Here is a 16,043-nt window from a genome sequence, read left to right as displayed (position 1 = left end):
CGTACGCATTAAGTTCCCCCTTTGTGCACTCCCGGTGAATGCACAAGGATCATTTCAGCATTCCGGCGACGGACGGGCTCGCCACGTCCCGACACCCCAAACCGCCACCTGATTATGGGAGCCTCGCTGAGGAGAGTAGGGCCCGCCGGTGGGCGCCGCTAGGCTGGCGGACGGGTTCTTGAACGAGGGGACCCAGCAGCGCCGGGAGGGCGGACCAAGGGACTGTGGATTACAACGACTTCGAGCTTGTCGCGTTTTGGGTGTTGGCCTGCGTGCCAAGCGTTCTCCTGGTGATTACGGGAACTGTCGCTCACCGCAGGTTATCCAAAGCATGGGTGCCTCGATACCTGATCGTCGGCATCCTTGGCTGCCTGATTTACGCGGCGTTTGCGGGTGGCCTGGTTGCGCAGCTGGTTCCGCCTCCATATGTCCCCGGCCTGTCAGAAGGTCGAGGACTGGACCTCCGAGGGGTGGGCTTAATCGTTGGATCTTGGATAGGTGGCCTCACGGGCATTGTTGCCGCGCTGATTACCGTTGCAGGATCTTCGATCATGTGTCGATTTTGGGAGGGTCGCACGTGAGGACTTGCCTCTAGGACCTTCTCCTCCGGTCGCCGGACGCTCGCGCGGGCGCAGGCCGGAAACCCAGCTGACGTGTAGAAACCACGGCTACAGTGAATCCCAGGAACACTGCACCGACCAGGAAGCGTGAGCATGGGAACCGAATACATCCTGACCGACGACGACAAGCCGGCGGCCGAGCCCAGCCTGGCTGAAGACGTCATCGAAATTCGTTTGCTCACCGCCGGCGAACCGACCGGGCCCGCGAATATCGGCTGGGCCCAGGAACACCACAACCTCTAACGACCAGGCAGCGAGACGCTGCCACCCAAGTTTCCTTTGCAGAGGGAAAACCCGGAAAGGTCGGCACCCCAGGTGCCGGCCTTTCCTCATGCCCGGGTTTGTGCCAATACCCGGCGCCACAACACGAATGCGACCAGGGCATTCAGGACGGTGATGAAGACATCGCCCGCCGCCGGCCGTGCGATGACGAGATCGAGGACCACCAGCGCCAGCGCACCGGCTGCGGCAACAGAGAACACCACGGCCAGAAAGAGCAGGACCTTGCGGGGCACCACAGGCCGCTATTGCCGGCCAGGCAGACCGGCAGTTCGTGCGGAAAGAATTGCTCTGGATCCGAAGACAGCACCGGCAAGAAGGAGAATGACGGCGGACCCGATCAGGTACCAAACGCCGTCGGAAGTCAGTGCGGTGGATACGCCGATGAGAGAGAAAATAACTGCCCCCAGCGACCAAATGAGCGTTGCCCTCTTGGTGTTGTTCATGCGCCCAGCCTAGGCCAAGGACGAGATTCGGGCGTCCGCTGGCGCGGCCGGCTGTTGGTCCAGTGCTGTCCGTCGCAGGGCTCCTGCCCGCCCTGGCCCTGTTCTTACGTCTTCGACGTCTTTTGGTTGCTGTCCTTCGGATTCTAGGCGTCCGCTCCACCCCGTCTAGCCCCTCCTTCGTCAGGGCCTGCGGTGCAGGAAATGTCCCTCCGGCGCTCCTGCGTCGCTGATTTCCTCCGGGAATTTCCGGCACCTTGCCCTGCGGGTAGACAGGGCTCCGTCGGCCGCCGAGCAAGCGAGCTTGCCAGCAACCAAAAAACAACGGGGGAGAGGGGGAGCTGGCCGGTCACCTAAGCCGCCCCACCCACCGGAATCCTCTGCAAAGGAGCAACACAATGAACGCAATAGCCACTAAGACGGTGACCACCCAGGACACTGGGGAAACCATCGACGGCGTGACCGTGCTGGGCGATTACCACGAGAACGGCGGCTACGACTGGATGGAACTCATTGGCGAACACGGCTGGGCCGCCATCCCCAGTTGGGGCAGTGACGGCTGGGACCTTGGCAATTGGCCCTACGTCATGGTCGCCGCCACCCGCACCGCTGACAGCATCGGGAACCTGTTCGGCGTCGCCACCTACTGCGAGGGTGACGTGAGCTGCACGTTCTACCGGACCAAGGCCCGCCAATGGGACGCGATCAGCGAACAGGCGTTCTTCCACTGGAAGAACGGACAGGCCCACGGCCCGGACGACCTGCCCGAAGCCGCCGCGGAACTCCCGTCCCGCTATCGGATGCCGTATATGGCCAACGTCGCCTAAACCGGTTTGAAACCTTGCCGGGCGGAACCCCCGCCCGGCAAGGTGCCGCCCTCCTCAACATAGGACCAGGGCCGGCCGAAAGGTTCGGGCGGTCCGCCGCCGGTGGTTGGCTGCCGTCGCTGGTCACCGGCGGCGGACCGCCATTTCGGTGGAGGACCGCCGGTGGAACAGCCAGCGGGCCGGCCAGGCTAAGAGCGGGGCCGGCATGGGCGGATCCAGGGGAGACGAAGCCAGGGGCATGCTCGCAGGGCTCGCACCCTTTGGGGCGTCCGCGGGCGCGGCCGGCTGTTGGGTCCAGTGCTGTCCGTCGCGGAGCTCCGGCCCGCCCTGGCCCTGTCTTGTCTACGACGTCTTTTGGTTGCTGCCCTTCGGATTCTAGGCGTCCGCTCCACCCCGTCTAGCCCCTCCTTCGTCAGGGCCTGCGGTGCAGGAAATGTCCCTCCGGCGCTCCTGCGTCGCTGATTTCCTCCGGGAATTTCCGGCACCTTGCCCTGCGGGTAGACAGGGCTCCGTCGGCCGCCGAGCAAGCGAGCTTGCCAGCAACCAAAAAACAACGGGGGAGAGGGGGAGCTGGCCGGTCACCTGCTGATTTCCTCCGGGAATTTCCGGCACCTTGCCCTGCGGGTAGACAGGGCTCCGTCGGCCGCCGAGCAAGCGAGCTTGCCAGCAACCAAAAAACAACGGGGGAGAGGGGGAGCTGGCCGGTCACCTGAGCCGCCCCACCCACCGGAATCCTCTGCAAAAGGAGCAACACCATGAACACCACACCCACCCTCGAAATGCTCGACCCGGCCACCCTGACCGTGGACATCAACGTCCGCAAAGACGCCGCCCTGACCGCCGATTTCATTGCCAGCATCAAGGAACACGGCGTGATGGAACCCGTCATCGCCCACCGCAAGGACGACGGCGTGGTGCACGTCCTGATGGGACAGCGCCGCACCCGCGCGGCTGTGGAAGCCGGGCGCACCAGCATCCCGGTAATGATCATCGAGTCCCCCGAGGAAGCCGAACGGATCGTGACCCAGGTCGTGGAGAACATCCAGCGGGCCGAACTGACCGAAGCGGACGAGGCCGACGCCTACCACCAGCTGTCCCTGATCGGCGTCTCAGCCGCCGCGATCGCCAAGAAGACCGGGCGCACCAAGACCACCGTGGAAGGGGCACTGAAAGCCAAATCCTCGAACGCCGGATCCGCCGCCCTGGGCAAGGGATACACCATCGACGAAGCGCTCATCATGACCGAGTTTGAAGGGAACCAGGACGCCACGGAGGAACTGGAGTCCGTGATCGCGGACGAACCCGATCAGCTCCTGCACGTCGCGCAGATGCTGAGGGACCGCCGCGACCGCGCCGCCGCACTCGCCACGCTCATCGAGGAACTGGAAGCCCAGGGCAAGACCATCGTGGAGGACGCCGGGCACTACGCGAACGAAGAGAACCTGTACGTCTCGGCCGCGAAGCGGGCCGACGGGGAACCGGCCACCGACGAGGACGCCAACGCCTACCTGATCAGCACCGACTACCGGGGCCAGCACAACGCCAACCCCGTCATCACCGGCTGGCAGGACCTGGGCTTCACCCCGAAGTACGAACGCTACGACGGCGGCACGCAGGTCCAGAAGGGCCCGATGACCGAGGAACAGAAAGCCGAGCGGAAGACCCTGATCGCCAATAACCGCGAGATGGAAAGCGCCACCAAGGTCAGGCGCGAGTTCGTGAAGACCCTGCTGTCGCGGAAGACCGCGCCGAAGGGCTGGCAGTACTTCACCGTCCACGCCATGACCCACGACCCCGAAACCGCCAGCGGCTACGACGGCAAGGTCGCCACCGAGATGATCGGGGCCAAGACCGGGGAGGACACCGACCGGTGGGGCTGGAACCCGTTGCGGGACCACACCGCCAAAACCACCGCACGGCCCGAGTTCTCCCTCATCGCCCTGATCTGCGCCGGGTACGAGAAGACCATCCAGAAAGATTCATGGCGGAGCGCCGAGAAGCGGCACTTCCACTACCTCAACCAGCTCACCATCTGGGGCTACACGGCCAGCGCCGTCGAGCAGATCATCCTCGACAAGCACGCCACCGACACCGAGTAATGTGACGGGGAACCGGGCGGCTGAACCCCAGAGGCAGCCGCCCGGCCCACTCACCCCAGCAAGGGCCAGGAACCTCCCAGAAATGGGGCGGTCCGCCGCCCAGGGCGAACCACAGCAGCCACTCACCAGCGCCGGACCGCCATTAACCGCGACAACGCGTCCACGCACCGCCACCCCGCGAGACCAAGAACAACGAGGTACCCGCCCGCGGCAGTACCACAAACCAGTTCAGCTAAGCTGAACCGCAGATTTCCTTTGCAGAGGGAAAACAGGTGAGGGCCGGCACGAGAGTGCCGGTCCTCACCGTTTTAACGCTCCATATCTCAACGCCGAAGAGTGTTACGGGTTCCAGACAGTGAGATTTGGGCCTCGGAGCATCCCAAAGGGACGCTCCGAGAGGTCTGCGGATTCGCCCCGCGGCATTGCCCTTCCCCGGTCCCAGTCAGGAAAGCTCGGAGGCGTCGAAGAGGCTGAGTTGTGCAGGGATTTGGTGGCGTATGGCCCTGCGGGATCGAGTCCTTTCGCGTTCTTGCGTCGATTCAACAAGCTCCAAGATTTTGGCGTGGGCTTCGCGGTCTCCTTTGGTGCCAAGCACCTTGCGCTTCACTTTCCAGAATCCATCCGATTGCCTGGTAGCCAGTCCTGCTTCGGAAAGGAGATCGAGTGCAGTGACCACTTCTTTGTGCCTCCCGTACCTGTAGGTTCTCTGCAGCTCTTGGGAAATGCTTTGGCTGGTGACTCGTTCTTCCGAGGTGCCAGGACCGAACATCAAGGGCCAAACGCGGACGTACATGTAAGTGGCGAGATAGAGAGGTTCAGCGGGATCATTCATGAATCCGCGCGATGTCTTGATGTGGACGAAGTGTTCGGGCTTGATATTCAGGTTTCGATCTAAGTAGCTGGCGATGCTGAGGTTCGGGAGTCCACTGACGAGAACGCCGTTATCAGGGCGGGGTATGCGTGCGAAAGTGTACTTATGCGTCAGCCTCGCATATTGGACGATGCAGGGCGCCTTAAGCGGCTTATATGAGTGCGTAGGGTTGTGGAACCGGTCATCCAGGACGCGTGCACAGGCATCGTTGGACAGTTCAACAGGCACAAGCCACATCACGTCTATCCGGCTCGGGGCCACTGATGAACCGTCGGCCAGAGCGACTTCTTGGATACCTTCGTAGCCCAGGAGTTGGCTGCAGAGCTTGTCTACCGAGTTCTCGTGTCTCGCGATCGAAGCAATCTCCCCAACGAGGACGGAATCATCTTGGAAGACGACCAGAAAGTCGGGGGTAACGGTGCGCGGTGTTGAGTCGGCCTCAGACGTTGTGCATTTGGGATATCGCTCAAAGTGCTTGACGGTTTCCGGAAGGTCCAGCGCGTCGCCCGCGAACATCCACTCAAAACACGAAACGACGTCAACATACTCGTCGTAGCGACGGTAACCCTCGCGCAAGTTTGCAAGGCTCTCAGGAGTGCGTGCCATCTTATCCGGCGCCTACTAGGTCCTCGAGAGACACTCGCTGCCGCGGCAGGGACTCCTCGATCGTCTCAGCCGAGAAGTGCTCCCCGATCCGCTGAACGAGGCGGGCCAAGGAAGATGCACTGGAGCGAAAACTGGGGTAAATGTCTATAGCAACTGGCGAGGTGACAACGACATCAAAAGTGGACCCGTCGGCGTGGTCGGCAATCATGAGGTGTAGGTAGGGGTTTTCATGCAGCACGGCCACGGAGGTTAGCTGAGTGTCCTCCATCAGGCGTCGCAGGCGTTCGGTGTCACCTGCGGTGGAGAAGACATCTTCAGCAAGGTTGATAGTCAAGGGGAGGCCAAGGGGCCTATCGACGGCGCGCTGTCGATTTGAAAGTAGATCGAGCCGTTCGGCCGCATAAGCTGCGAAGGCGTCGAGGATGTTGGCTGCAAATGGACGGAACTGTCCTGAGTAGAAAGTTGCCCCGCTCGTCCTGCGTAGGTGGCAAAGTAAATCACTTTCCACGGAGACCGTTAGCGACCGTACGGAAGCTCCTTCCAGGTTCGCCAGATCAAAAACATCGTCCGGCGTATATCTGAAGGAATCCGCTTTAACTGGCCAGCCCCGGTTGAGGGATGAAGCATCGGACTGGCGCCATGCCGCCATCCGCACAACTTCCGGACGCCCAATAGAATCCAACTTCCTGGCCAGGCGACGGAACTTGTCCTCGTTGAGAAAGCAGCGCATAACGTCCGGCGCACGGGAAATGGATCGATTTACGCGGGCCCAGCGTCTGTCACTCGTGGGAACCGACCCACTGATATGGAATACGCCCGGGTGAGCAGTTGCCCAGCTCGCGACGACAAAATCTCCGTCGTCATCTGAGATTCTTACGAGACTACTGGCCCCGTTGGTCAGTGCTGCGAATCCGCTGTCCTGCCCGAAGAGCATGTCGACGAGGTTGCCATCACACATCACCGTCTCAAACGCCAGCTGTTCGCCGCGCTCCAAACCAAGAACTTCATGGGCATGTACCAGTGACGCCGGCACGCCGTTCTTGTTCGCGGCAGCCCATAATCTCCGGTCGAAGGAGCTCGAGATATGGCCACGGAGAGCGGCGCCGGATGAACGATTATCCATTTAGTCCCTGCACCGCCCTATTTCCCGTTTCGATTACTGCGGCAACTCTATTACTTGAATGCCCTCACAGATGTCAGGGGAACCCGCCGATCTTGGGGCCAAGTTAAAGCGAGAAGGCCAGCGCGGACGCCGGCCTTCTCTGATCAGGTTTCTCGCGAGGCCCTACCGAGTCGGCAAAACGAGTCTCGAACGAAGGAAACGCAAGCGCTACCTACACCCGGCAGGTTGCCCCTCTTACAAGGGGGACCTAGCCTGACGGCATGCCTCCAACATCGCTAAACACTGAAGGCTCCTGATCTATGTCAGAGCGTATAGGAGTCGTAAGTAAATGCAAAATCAAACTTTTACTAATCAACCGCCCGGATGGTAGCGTTTGTGCATCCGGTATGGCTACGTTAGCGCAACCCTTATAGATATATCTTCTGATCGCTACTCTATAGGCCGCGGTCAAGGGGCACAAAATTGAGGAAAAATATTGGAAATCCAGCTCGCTCGGGCAGCCGAGCTCTCCAGAAGAATGGGTGGACGCAAGGGTGCTCCAGTGAGGCGATCCTTCGTGCAGTCGGCAAATGGCTCCACACCTCTTTCCCAGATCATGAGTGGTCGCTCCGCCCGTAAGGGAGGTGGCGGCAGGGGAGGCAAAACGAGGGTCGCCGTACTCATCTCCCTACTGTGGGTCTTAGCAGCAGCTCCGCACGCTTCCAATCGGCCGGCGCGTTTCTGGGCTGAACTCATCGGTCTGGACGACCCCGGGACGGCAGGAGCACGGACGGTTAGCTCAAGTCTCACTGAACTCGAAAAGCGTGGCTTCATCACCCTGGACCATTCGGTCGCTGGATCGCCTCCAACTGTTCAGCTCCTCAGTGAAAATGCCAACGGGGAGGGATACACGTTGCCGGGGGCGGCCGCCAAGAAAGGACACGTAGATCCATATTTCCGTGTTCCCGAATACTTATGGACAGGCGGGGCAATTGCTTCCCTAAGCGGCCCCGCGCTGGCCATGTACTTGGTGGTTCTAAGCGTGCATCGTAACGATATTGAGGACCATCGCCTTTGGTTCGCCCCGGCGACTTTCAAAGATCGATTTGGCTTGGGAGACAGCACCAAGAAGACAGGGCTGAGGGAGCTCGTCGACGCCGGCATACTGACGGATTATATTGAGCCACTCGACCAGGCCGGCGAAACGGGAAACCGAACCTACAGCAGGAAGACCTACCGGCTGGACAGTAAATACGCGTAACACCTGACGCCGTCCATGATGGCCATGTACTGCCCTGGGCTAGGGGGAGTCCAATTACTCGGCACGGGAGGCCGCCTCACTACTTCCAGCGATTCAGGCGCCCTTTTAGCCACCGCTCTCGATAGAGTCAGCGCATGGGGGTATGGAGCAAGGCCAAGGAAATCTTTAGCGGGACCGCACGGGCATCTCTGGCCGTTTCGGAGCTGACGAGCCCTTCAGCGGAGCTCGCTGAACCGGCGCACCTACCGGCGGTGAGTCCGGTGTCGTTGCGCGGGGACGTGAGGGGACTGCCGCGGCGCCCGCCGGAAGCGCGCAGCTACGAGGCAGAAAAGGCAAAGGCGGCGGCGGTCGGGCAAAGCGTCAAGAGCTACCGCGCAGGTTATGTTCCTCCGGCAGAAGCCAAGAGCGAACTGGTTGCCGACCCTGACGGTATGCCGCCCCTTCGACTGGTACGGTCCAACAACGGCCTGGATTTGGCCCTCCCCGATGGACAGCTGGTCGATTACAAGATCCTTGCGCTGCGGCATTTTCAGATTTTCGCGCTCCGCGTCGTTGGCATGGGCTTTTATGAGGACCCCAACAAACCGTTCAATTTCCGTAACGGGCAACGTGTCCAGGTTGTCCGCGAAACCAACAACGAACACGATGCCAACGCCGTCGCAATCACGACGGGCCGCGCAGCGAAGAAGATCGGCTACGTGAACAAGCAGCGGGCTGCATGGGTCGCCAAACTCTTGGACGCCGGTCAGGAATTAGATGGCATCATCATCCAGAGCAAGGCAGCCTCACCACGTGTCCTACTGACCACCCCTGAAATGCTGGCATACCTTCAGCGAGACTAAAGAGCTGCTGATGGGTGGCCAGTCTTCACCGGGCTTCTCCCGCCATGACGCCCGCGGGTGCCCCCTGCCATCGGCTATTACCCTTGGCTGGACTTCTCGTAGTGGTCCGCGGTCCAGTGGCCGTCGAAGAAGCCCCTGTCGTTGCGCCGGTGCATGCGCGTGTCGATCAGGGGCGAGGCGAGGATCGACTCGCACAGCGGCGTCAGCGCGTCCACCACGATTGCGCCGAGGTGGGCGAGGATCTCGATCTGTCCCGTCGTCCGCCCCAGGAGCAAGGGAGCCAATTCGCTCAGGACGTGGTCGGCCTTCTCCTCGGGCACGCCGAAATGGACGCCTCCTTCCACGTTGGCGTAGTACTTCACCACCTCGAGGACGGTCAGCGGTCGTCCTCGGACCACGCCCACCCTCGCGCCGATGAAGTACTTCAGCTTGGGCAGCGCCGGGTCCTCAGACCCGCCGACCAACTCGGGACCGCCGAGCCGGAGGACGTATGGCAGATCTTCTCCCTGCTGACCGTCCTCCGGAGCGCTCCACTGCCTGATGCGGAACTCCGTCGGCACCTCCGGGCGAGCGGCCCGAACAGTGTTGAGGAGGGGACGGCCGTCGATGAGGAGCTTGCGAAGGAGCGGCGCGATCCCGAGCAATTCGTAACGGCTCCGCGCGCCGGGATCCTCGCTTCGCCGTCGGACGTCGGCGACTGTCTCGACGAGGAGCCATTCGGCGAGCATCGTCTCGGGGCCTATCTTCGGTGCCATGGTGCCATCTTCTGCTGGTGAGACGGTCGCGGTCCCGTTCTCTGGTGCTGACCGCCGGAACCCAGTGTATGCACGCGCTTGGCCAGGCACATTCCCGCATGACCCGTCCGCAAAACTGCTCGGTGAGGGTCGTTCCTTATCCGCGACAGTCAAAAACGACCGTTTGAGAACCTGTCATATCGGACGGCCAGGAGCATCCGAGGAATGGCCTGGATCGAGCTGTCGGAACTCGTTGCCGGAATCATAGTCAGTCATATAGGGGAGAAAGGCGTTATTGACCACTGAGATTTGACTGCGCCGGAGAGAGGCCCGGCTTCGATTCCGAGTGCGGTCGCTAAACTTTCTGGCGGAGCGCATAACCTGTGATCTCAACGATGAGTGCTAGCTGGTCTCCGGCTCATGCGTGGCCTCAAGCGCGGCAAGCAAATGATCAAGGGGATATCGTGCCGATTGCGTCTCAGGCCTGTTCGACGACGGGCTGCGTCAACCCGGCTGCCTTCACTACGCGAACGAAGCCGGCGTGGTGCGAGCCATGCCTTGGGGAGATCCTCGGCGAGCTGGGCATGGATCCAGTGACAGCATTCCCTGGCAAGGCCGAACGCTGGCGCACGCGTTGCCGCCTCTGCGGCGCTGAGTGTGACTACAAGTTCGACTACCTCCTCGAACTGCGCACGCGTGATGAGCCAGCGTGCCGACGGTGCTACTGGGTCGTCTGGACGATTGAGGCCGACATCATGTCCCGAAGCCGCGATACCGTCAGCAAGGCTGAAGTTGAGGAACACTTGGCGCGGAACGGTTTCGAACCGGTCGAAGAGATCGTGGAACTGCCTAGCGGTGGATGGCCAATTATCACCCGCTGCACGCGATGTGGCATCCAGCAGGCCGAACGCATGGGCGACATCGGCTGGGGGTGTGTCTGCACACGCAATGGGAAGTCGAGCACCTCGCTGGCGAGAAAGCCTCGTGGGGCCAAGGACCTGTTCATCGACTCCAATAACCCCGCTTTGGCTTGGTGGAACCATGACCTCAACGACGCCTCGCTCTTGGCAACCCTGACTGTTCGCGCCCGTAGGGAGTGCCACTGGAAGTGCCCATCGTGTGGGCACCTCTTCACTGCCGCCATGTACTGGATGACGGGCAAGGCAGAGTGCCCAAAGTGCGAGCAGGAGCGCAGCGCCGCATGGCGTGTTGAATGGGAGCGGCTGAAAGCGACCCCGGTTTCCGATATTCCGGAGCTTGTCTCGGCCTGGGCGGACGAAGCCGATCCCCGCCTGGTGATGACCGCAGGCGGTGTACCGCGGCGTTTTCGCTGCGAGAACGGGCATCACCCGAGGGTGCCCCCAAGCACCTTTCTCAGTTCGGGCTGCCAGTTCTGCCGCACGCCGAAAGTAAATGGCCTATCGACAACCCTCGCCAAAGTTCTGCCGGAGATTGCCAGCCAGTGGCACCCGACGTTGAATGGGAAGTGGACGCCTGAGAAGGTCGGCCCGGATTCCAAGAGGATGGCCTATTGGAGGGCCGACTGTTGCGGCTATGAGTGGGAAGAGCCTGTCCGCGACCGGAACAAGTACCAGCGCCAGCGGTGCCCGCGGTGCGAGACGATCTTGGACTCCCTAGGATGGGTGGACCCCGGTCTGGCTGCCGAATGGGATCCCGCGAATCCTGTGAGCCCCTGGCATGTCCGGCCCCACGGCCGTACGGCCTTCACTCCTCGGTGGTTCTGCTCCGTCGACCCTTCCCATCGGTGGGAGGCCGACCTTTCCTCCCGCTCTAACGGCTCCGAATGCCCGGAATGCCGTGAGGGCGGAAAATCCCGGGTAGAGAAGCAGCACTTAGATGCCGCCAAGTCGCTCTTCGCGACAGTGAAGTCGGGCGCTTTGGTACGGAACGATGCATTCAGTACCCGGAAGCGGTGGTCGGTCGACATCCTCGTTGAGCACAACGGAGTGAAGATCGCTGTGGAGTACGACGGGGCTTACTGGCACAGACCAGAAGCCAAAATGGAGGTAGACCGGCGTAAAAGTCGTGACCTGCTCGCTGCTGGCTACCGCGTCGTGCGCCTGCGGGAGGACGACCTGCCAAAACTCGGGATCGACTTGCCGCACTATCTTGAATTGCAGGTCTATTCGACGGCCCCGAGACCGAACGAGACGTTCTCCCACATCAAGGAGTGGTTGGACGCGGCGGTGTGATGGGCACTGTGATACATCGCGTCAAAGGATCCTCTGCCAAGACATGACGGCCAGGCCGCCCGATTGTCAGGGGCGTAGTGGTTCGGGGGATCAGCGACGGAACCCGGCCTGGCACACGGACAGCAACCGCCGACGCTCAAGAGCTGCCGACTCTGGAGTCAGGCAACGGATGCACTGGAAGTCTGCATCGCGGCAGCCAAAGAAGACCCGGTCGTCGCGCAGCAGTTCTTCGACTTCGCACGGTGTGGATGCCGGAGTGAAGAATCCGTGCGCGGTCTCCGGGACACCTTCGCCGAGCTTCAGATACCACTGACCTTTTTGTCACATACAGAAATAACTGTACCTTTGCCTGACTTAGAATAAATAACGAGTTAAGTGACACATTTCGGTTCCGGTCTGATTGGAGTTTGGGCTGTCACTTAAACGAACGTATAAATGACGAAGGAGAACTGCCATGCTGGTCGGATACATGCGCGTCTCCAAGGCGGACGGCTCCCAGACCACGGACCTGCAGCGCGACGCGCTCCTGGCCGCCGGCATCGGCGCGGAATCCCTCTATGAAGACCGTGCCTCCGGGAAAAAGGACGACCGGCCCCAGCTGGCTGCCTGCCTCAAAGCTCTACGCCACGGCGACACCCTCTTGGTCTGGAAGCTCGACCGGCTCGGCCGGGACCTGCGGCACCTGGTCAACATCGTCCATGACCTCACCGAACGCGGAATCGGGCTGAAGGTCCTCACCGGGCAGGGCGCCGCCATCGACACCACCACCGCCTCCGGGAAGCTCGTTTTCGGAATCTTCGCTGCCCTCGCCGAGTTCGAGCGCGAACTCATCTCCGAACGCACCATGGCCGGCCTCGCCTCCGCCCGCGCCCGCGGCCGCAACGGCGGACGCCCCTACAAGATGACCCCCGCGAAACTCCGGCTCGCCATGGCCTCCATGGGTAAGCCCGGAACCAAAGTCAGCGACCTCTGCACCGAACTCGGGATTACCCGACAGACGCTCTACCGGCACGTCTCACCCACAGGGGAGCTGCGGCCCGACGGTGAGAAACTACTCTCGCGATAGCAGTAGACCCGCACGTACCATCAGCGGCGGGCACCACCGCCCTGGCCAGCGCATCCGTCCTCGCCGGCGTTCCCTTTCACGCCCCGTCACCGGTCGCTTCACCGGACGGAGGTTACGGGACGCCGATGGACTCCAGCTCGCAATCATGCAGTTCAGCAGGGTGTTCGACCGGTGGGGGACCGGCTTACGGGACGCGCGGCGACTCTGCAGTTTGAGCCAGCCATAGCCGGGGTCTGTCAGTCCTTCGTGTGAGACTGTGATCGTGATTGAGCGAGCAGTGAATTTTGAACGCCCCCGCGGGATGCGCTGCGGCTCTTGTAAGTATGAGTGGCAAACGGACGATGAGTGGTTGGACCGCTTTCACCAAGCAGATGAAGCCTGTCCGGAATGTCGCACCGACTGCCAGGTTGAGGAGCGGCCCGACTTCTGGGTCGTGCAAGACGACTCCTCGTACGATGACTCAAAAGTGCTTGACGTTTATTGGTACCACTCGTCAACGCACGCAAACTGGCCGGACCGCACCTTCGACCCTACGGCTCGTTTGACGGATGAAACCAAGCAGAGATTCCAACACATCGGCACCGATGGGCGAGCACTGGAGCGCTGGGCTCAAGGTCAGAAGACCAAGGCACTGCACCTCGGAACTTACGAGGCGGCAATCGAGAACATGCTTAGGCGGATGAAAGACCAAGACAGCACCGACGACCAGTTTTATCTGTATCGGGTGCGCCTCAGCTCCAACGTGGCCATCGAACCCGGCGTGCACAAAGAACCCACGGACTGGGTCGGTGACGTGCAGCTAGCCAAGGTATGCGCCCCTGGCATCAACACGTTCCGCTACGTAAACACCCACGAGGACCCGTCAAGCGTTTCTCTCGCGGTCACACCGGACGCGATTCAGGCAGTACAGGGTATCCCCATTCCCTTGGCCGTCGATCGAGCAAATCCTTGGGTGAGTGCCGCAGCGGCGCGATTGCTAAAGGCAGCGTCGCGGCCCGCCCCCGAGCCGAAAACCAAGTTAGAACGCATGCAGCGGCACAGGCCCTCGGCGCTTTCTATTGAGGCGTCCAAACTGGAAGACGAAGTCGCTGACAGGCTGCCGTTCGGGCTTCGCGACAGGTTCCATAGGTACTTTGATGAAAAGAACCTGACTGCGGAGCCGGCAGCATTCCCGTCGAAGTTGATAGGTTTGGCTGCACTCGTCAACGATCCACTCGCGGTTCTCGGATTGCTCGATACCGTACCGTCTCGAGAAGTCTGACTGCGATTTAACCTAAATGGCGCAATGCCACGTGAAGGGATCCTGAAACGACCAGTCCAACTTCGGCGTGCCCGCCCACTACCAATGTGGGTTTCTGGGCAGACTGGGGCCATGTCGAACCCGGAATCAGAGAATTCAGCCGAATCAATTGAGCTAACGATGAGCGTCGGAGATTGGCAGATAGTTGACGCAACCGTGGATAACAGTGTTGATATTGCTGCAGAAGACGGCAACCATCGGGTGCTCGACCAGGGCCGACGAGTGCGTCATGCAGGCTGGGAGGCTGCTCGTCTTCATCCGCGTAGCGGGGAAGGGCTGGTTGGCTGGCCTCCCACAGACGATGAGCTCAGCGTAACGCTGCCAATAACCGCGTGGCGGTTCGTTTTAGACGAACTGCACCGATGGGACCGAGTTGAGGCCGAATTGGAGGGCAATGACCAGGAAAGGCCCGAGTCGAGGAGCCTGGCCATAGCCCGTTTCCTGGCGGAGCGCATTGCAGGCTCCTCCTAATCAGGAGACGTCGGAAATTGATGCAAATGGCTCACCCAGCAGCGGCACTAGGAGAATGACCGTTGAAGGTTCCCCAAAAGGAACCCGGCCGCTGGGGCAGGCGCAGACCTGATTGCGCGATCGTGTACTTGTCGGTCATGAGCAGGAGGGGCTGTCTGGCAGGCAGCCGGTGGCCGACTTTGTCCGGGTTGTGATCCGTTGGCGGCCGTAGGCTATGCACAACGGATGGGACAGGAATTGGGGGACCGGATGACGCAGACGACAACGAGTGACCTGAAGGACCAAGCTGCGGCTTGGGATAAGCGATGCATGAGAGTGCAGTTGAAGTACTTCGCGGTGGTGGTGCCGGTCGTGGGTTTGCTTTCGGGGCTTTTCTTCATCACTCTTCAGTACTTCTTTGACGTTGTGACGCCTTTGGTTTCCGGTGAGATGGCGTACGGCCAGCCCGGGTACTACGAGTATCAGGCAGCGAAGGATCTAGCCATCATTGTCCTGGCAGTCTTGTTCGTCCTCATCATCGCCGCGCTGTACTTGGCGCATCGCTGGCACACGAAAATGGTTCGCGTCCTGGGACCAAGGCCCGGGGGATATCCCGGCAAATGGCAGCGCTGGCTCGGCACCGTATCGGACCCGGGGGATGTCACCGGCGGCGGGCCGCGCGGCGGACGGCGGATCAAAGAAGAACTGCAGCACCGGAACGAGGACTGACCGCGATGACACGCAACTCTGATGGGGGAGTGGTCCCCCAGGATTCGGAGCGGCCCGGGATGCAGTTCCCGCGGATGCTCACGCTGACCCAGGTGAAAGAGATCCTGAACGTCGGAATGCCGACGATTTACGCATTGCTTGCATCCCAGGAACTCCGTGGAGTTCAATTCGGTGGGAGGCGTGTGTGGCGGGTGAGCGAGGCCGATGTAGCTGACTATCTGGAGCGGGCGTACGCCCAGACGAAGGCCCGTATTGAGGCCGGCCAGCTCGGTGAAGAGGAACCCGCCGAAGACTGAAGCGGTGGAACCACTCATTGGAGTGGCCGTCACGTAAACGTGGCGGCCACTCGTGCGTGCAGGGGCGGATGGTGGCGTTGCCCTTTGTCGTCCGGAGCTGAGAATAACCGGCCCCGTCTCGTGGTGAGACGGGGCCGGTTGTCCTGGTCCGTGGGGAAGGTTGCCGGTCGTGCTGTACCGATGCGATTGGAGGCTGTGCAGGATCGCCGGGCGCTGAGGTCAGGTGCGCGCCCGCGGTGACCTGGCGGTGGTGTGCAGCCGGTCAGGTGGGTCCCGTCGTCCACGTGTGTGCGGGAAAAGCCCGG

16 protein-coding genes are annotated in these 16,043 nt (G+C 61.4%); 11 read left to right on the top strand and 5 right to left on the bottom strand.

What is annotated here, in order from left to right; all coding sequences use genetic code 11:
* The first annotated feature begins 713 nt into the window (after window positions 1–713).
* Window positions 714–863, top strand: a complete 150-nt coding sequence (locus LDO13_RS18415; protein WP_224049868.1) for a hypothetical protein — start codon at window positions 714–716, stop codon at window positions 861–863.
* An 86-nt stretch (window positions 864–949) separates the two neighbouring features.
* On the opposite strand, the gene LDO13_RS18410 is transcribed toward LDO13_RS18415, so the two are convergent.
* Both LDO13_RS18410 and LDO13_RS18405 read right to left on the bottom strand, forming a co-directional pair.
* Complete coding sequence (locus LDO13_RS18410) at window positions 950–1,135, bottom strand: hypothetical protein (protein WP_224049867.1); 186 nt, start codon at window positions 1,133–1,135, stop codon at window positions 950–952.
* Between the two features lie 9 nt (window positions 1,136–1,144).
* Entirely contained in the window at window positions 1,145–1,345 is a 201-nt protein-coding gene (locus LDO13_RS18405; RefSeq protein ID WP_224049866.1) for a hypothetical protein, read from the bottom strand.
* A 395-nt stretch (window positions 1,346–1,740) separates the two neighbouring features.
* Between LDO13_RS18405 and LDO13_RS18400 the strand changes: the two genes are divergently transcribed.
* Together LDO13_RS18400 and LDO13_RS18395 are read left to right on the top strand one after the other, a co-directional pair.
* Window positions 1,741–2,169, top strand: coding sequence for a hypothetical protein (locus LDO13_RS18400; RefSeq protein ID WP_224049865.1), 429 nt, complete (start codon window positions 1,741–1,743; stop codon window positions 2,167–2,169).
* A 755-nt stretch (window positions 2,170–2,924) separates the two neighbouring features.
* A complete protein-coding gene (locus LDO13_RS18395; protein WP_224049864.1) occupies window positions 2,925–4,268 on the top strand; it encodes a ParB/RepB/Spo0J family partition protein in 1,344 nt (447 codons plus the stop codon).
* 442 nt (window positions 4,269–4,710) lie between these two features.
* Here the strand turns inward: LDO13_RS18395 and LDO13_RS18390 are convergent, their stop codons facing one another.
* Both LDO13_RS18390 and LDO13_RS18385 read right to left on the bottom strand, forming a co-directional pair.
* Window positions 4,711–5,745, bottom strand: coding sequence for a hypothetical protein (locus LDO13_RS18390; RefSeq protein ID WP_224049922.1), 1,035 nt, complete (start codon window positions 5,743–5,745; stop codon window positions 4,711–4,713).
* Between the two features lies 1 nt (window position 5,746).
* The gene (locus tag LDO13_RS18385) at window positions 5,747–6,868 is read right to left on the bottom strand and encodes a hypothetical protein (protein WP_224049921.1); all 1,122 of its coding nucleotides are present in this window, start codon (window positions 6,866–6,868) and stop codon (window positions 5,747–5,749) included.
* A gap of 475 nt (window positions 6,869–7,343) precedes the next feature.
* Here LDO13_RS18385 and LDO13_RS18380 point away from each other — a divergent pair, with 475 nt between their 5' ends.
* Both LDO13_RS18380 and LDO13_RS18375 read left to right on the top strand, forming a co-directional pair.
* The gene (locus LDO13_RS18380) at window positions 7,344–8,108 is read left to right on the top strand and encodes a hypothetical protein (protein WP_224049920.1); all 765 of its coding nucleotides are present in this window, start codon (window positions 7,344–7,346) and stop codon (window positions 8,106–8,108) included.
* Between the two features lie 134 nt (window positions 8,109–8,242).
* The gene (locus LDO13_RS18375; RefSeq protein WP_224049919.1) at window positions 8,243–8,950 is read left to right on the top strand and encodes an HIRAN domain-containing protein; all 708 of its coding nucleotides are present in this window, start codon (window positions 8,243–8,245) and stop codon (window positions 8,948–8,950) included.
* A gap of 77 nt (window positions 8,951–9,027) precedes the next feature.
* Here the strand turns inward: LDO13_RS18375 and LDO13_RS18370 are convergent, their stop codons facing one another.
* Window positions 9,028–9,705 carry a hypothetical protein gene (locus LDO13_RS18370; protein WP_224049918.1) on the bottom strand — a complete coding sequence of 226 codons (678 nt, stop codon included), beginning with the start codon at window positions 9,703–9,705 and terminating at the stop codon, window positions 9,028–9,030.
* A gap of 443 nt (window positions 9,706–10,148) precedes the next feature.
* Here LDO13_RS18370 and LDO13_RS18365 point away from each other — a divergent pair, with 443 nt between their 5' ends.
* The 6 genes from LDO13_RS18365 to LDO13_RS18340 all read left to right on the top strand — a co-directional run bounded on the left by LDO13_RS18365 (window position 10,149) and on the right by LDO13_RS18340 (window position 15,738).
* On the top strand, window positions 10,149–11,897 hold the full coding sequence (locus LDO13_RS18365; RefSeq protein ID WP_224049917.1) for a zinc-ribbon domain-containing protein: 1,749 nt from the start codon (window positions 10,149–10,151) through the stop codon (window positions 11,895–11,897).
* Between the two features lie 454 nt (window positions 11,898–12,351).
* Entirely contained in the window at window positions 12,352–12,963 is a 612-nt protein-coding gene (locus LDO13_RS18360) for a recombinase family protein (RefSeq protein ID WP_224049916.1), read from the top strand.
* Between the two features lie 262 nt (window positions 12,964–13,225).
* Window positions 13,226–14,224: a hypothetical protein gene (locus LDO13_RS18355; protein ID WP_224049915.1), complete on the top strand. Its 999-nt coding sequence runs from the start codon at window positions 13,226–13,228 to the stop codon at window positions 14,222–14,224.
* Between the two features lie 111 nt (window positions 14,225–14,335).
* The gene (locus LDO13_RS18350; protein WP_224049914.1) at window positions 14,336–14,734 is read left to right on the top strand and encodes a hypothetical protein; all 399 of its coding nucleotides are present in this window, start codon (window positions 14,336–14,338) and stop codon (window positions 14,732–14,734) included.
* A gap of 309 nt (window positions 14,735–15,043) precedes the next feature.
* The gene (locus LDO13_RS18345; RefSeq protein WP_224049913.1) at window positions 15,044–15,442 is read left to right on the top strand and encodes a hypothetical protein; all 399 of its coding nucleotides are present in this window, start codon (window positions 15,044–15,046) and stop codon (window positions 15,440–15,442) included.
* A 5-nt stretch (window positions 15,443–15,447) separates the two neighbouring features.
* Complete coding sequence (locus LDO13_RS18340; RefSeq protein ID WP_224049912.1) at window positions 15,448–15,738, top strand: helix-turn-helix domain-containing protein; 291 nt, start codon at window positions 15,448–15,450, stop codon at window positions 15,736–15,738.
* Window positions 15,739–16,043: the final 305 nt, after the last annotated feature.

Source organism: Arthrobacter sp. NicSoilB4 (assembly GCF_019977335.1).
In the GTDB taxonomy this organism is placed as follows: Bacteria; Actinomycetota; Actinomycetes; order Actinomycetales; family Micrococcaceae; genus Arthrobacter.
This window is presented reverse-complemented; position numbering and strand designations above follow the sequence as displayed.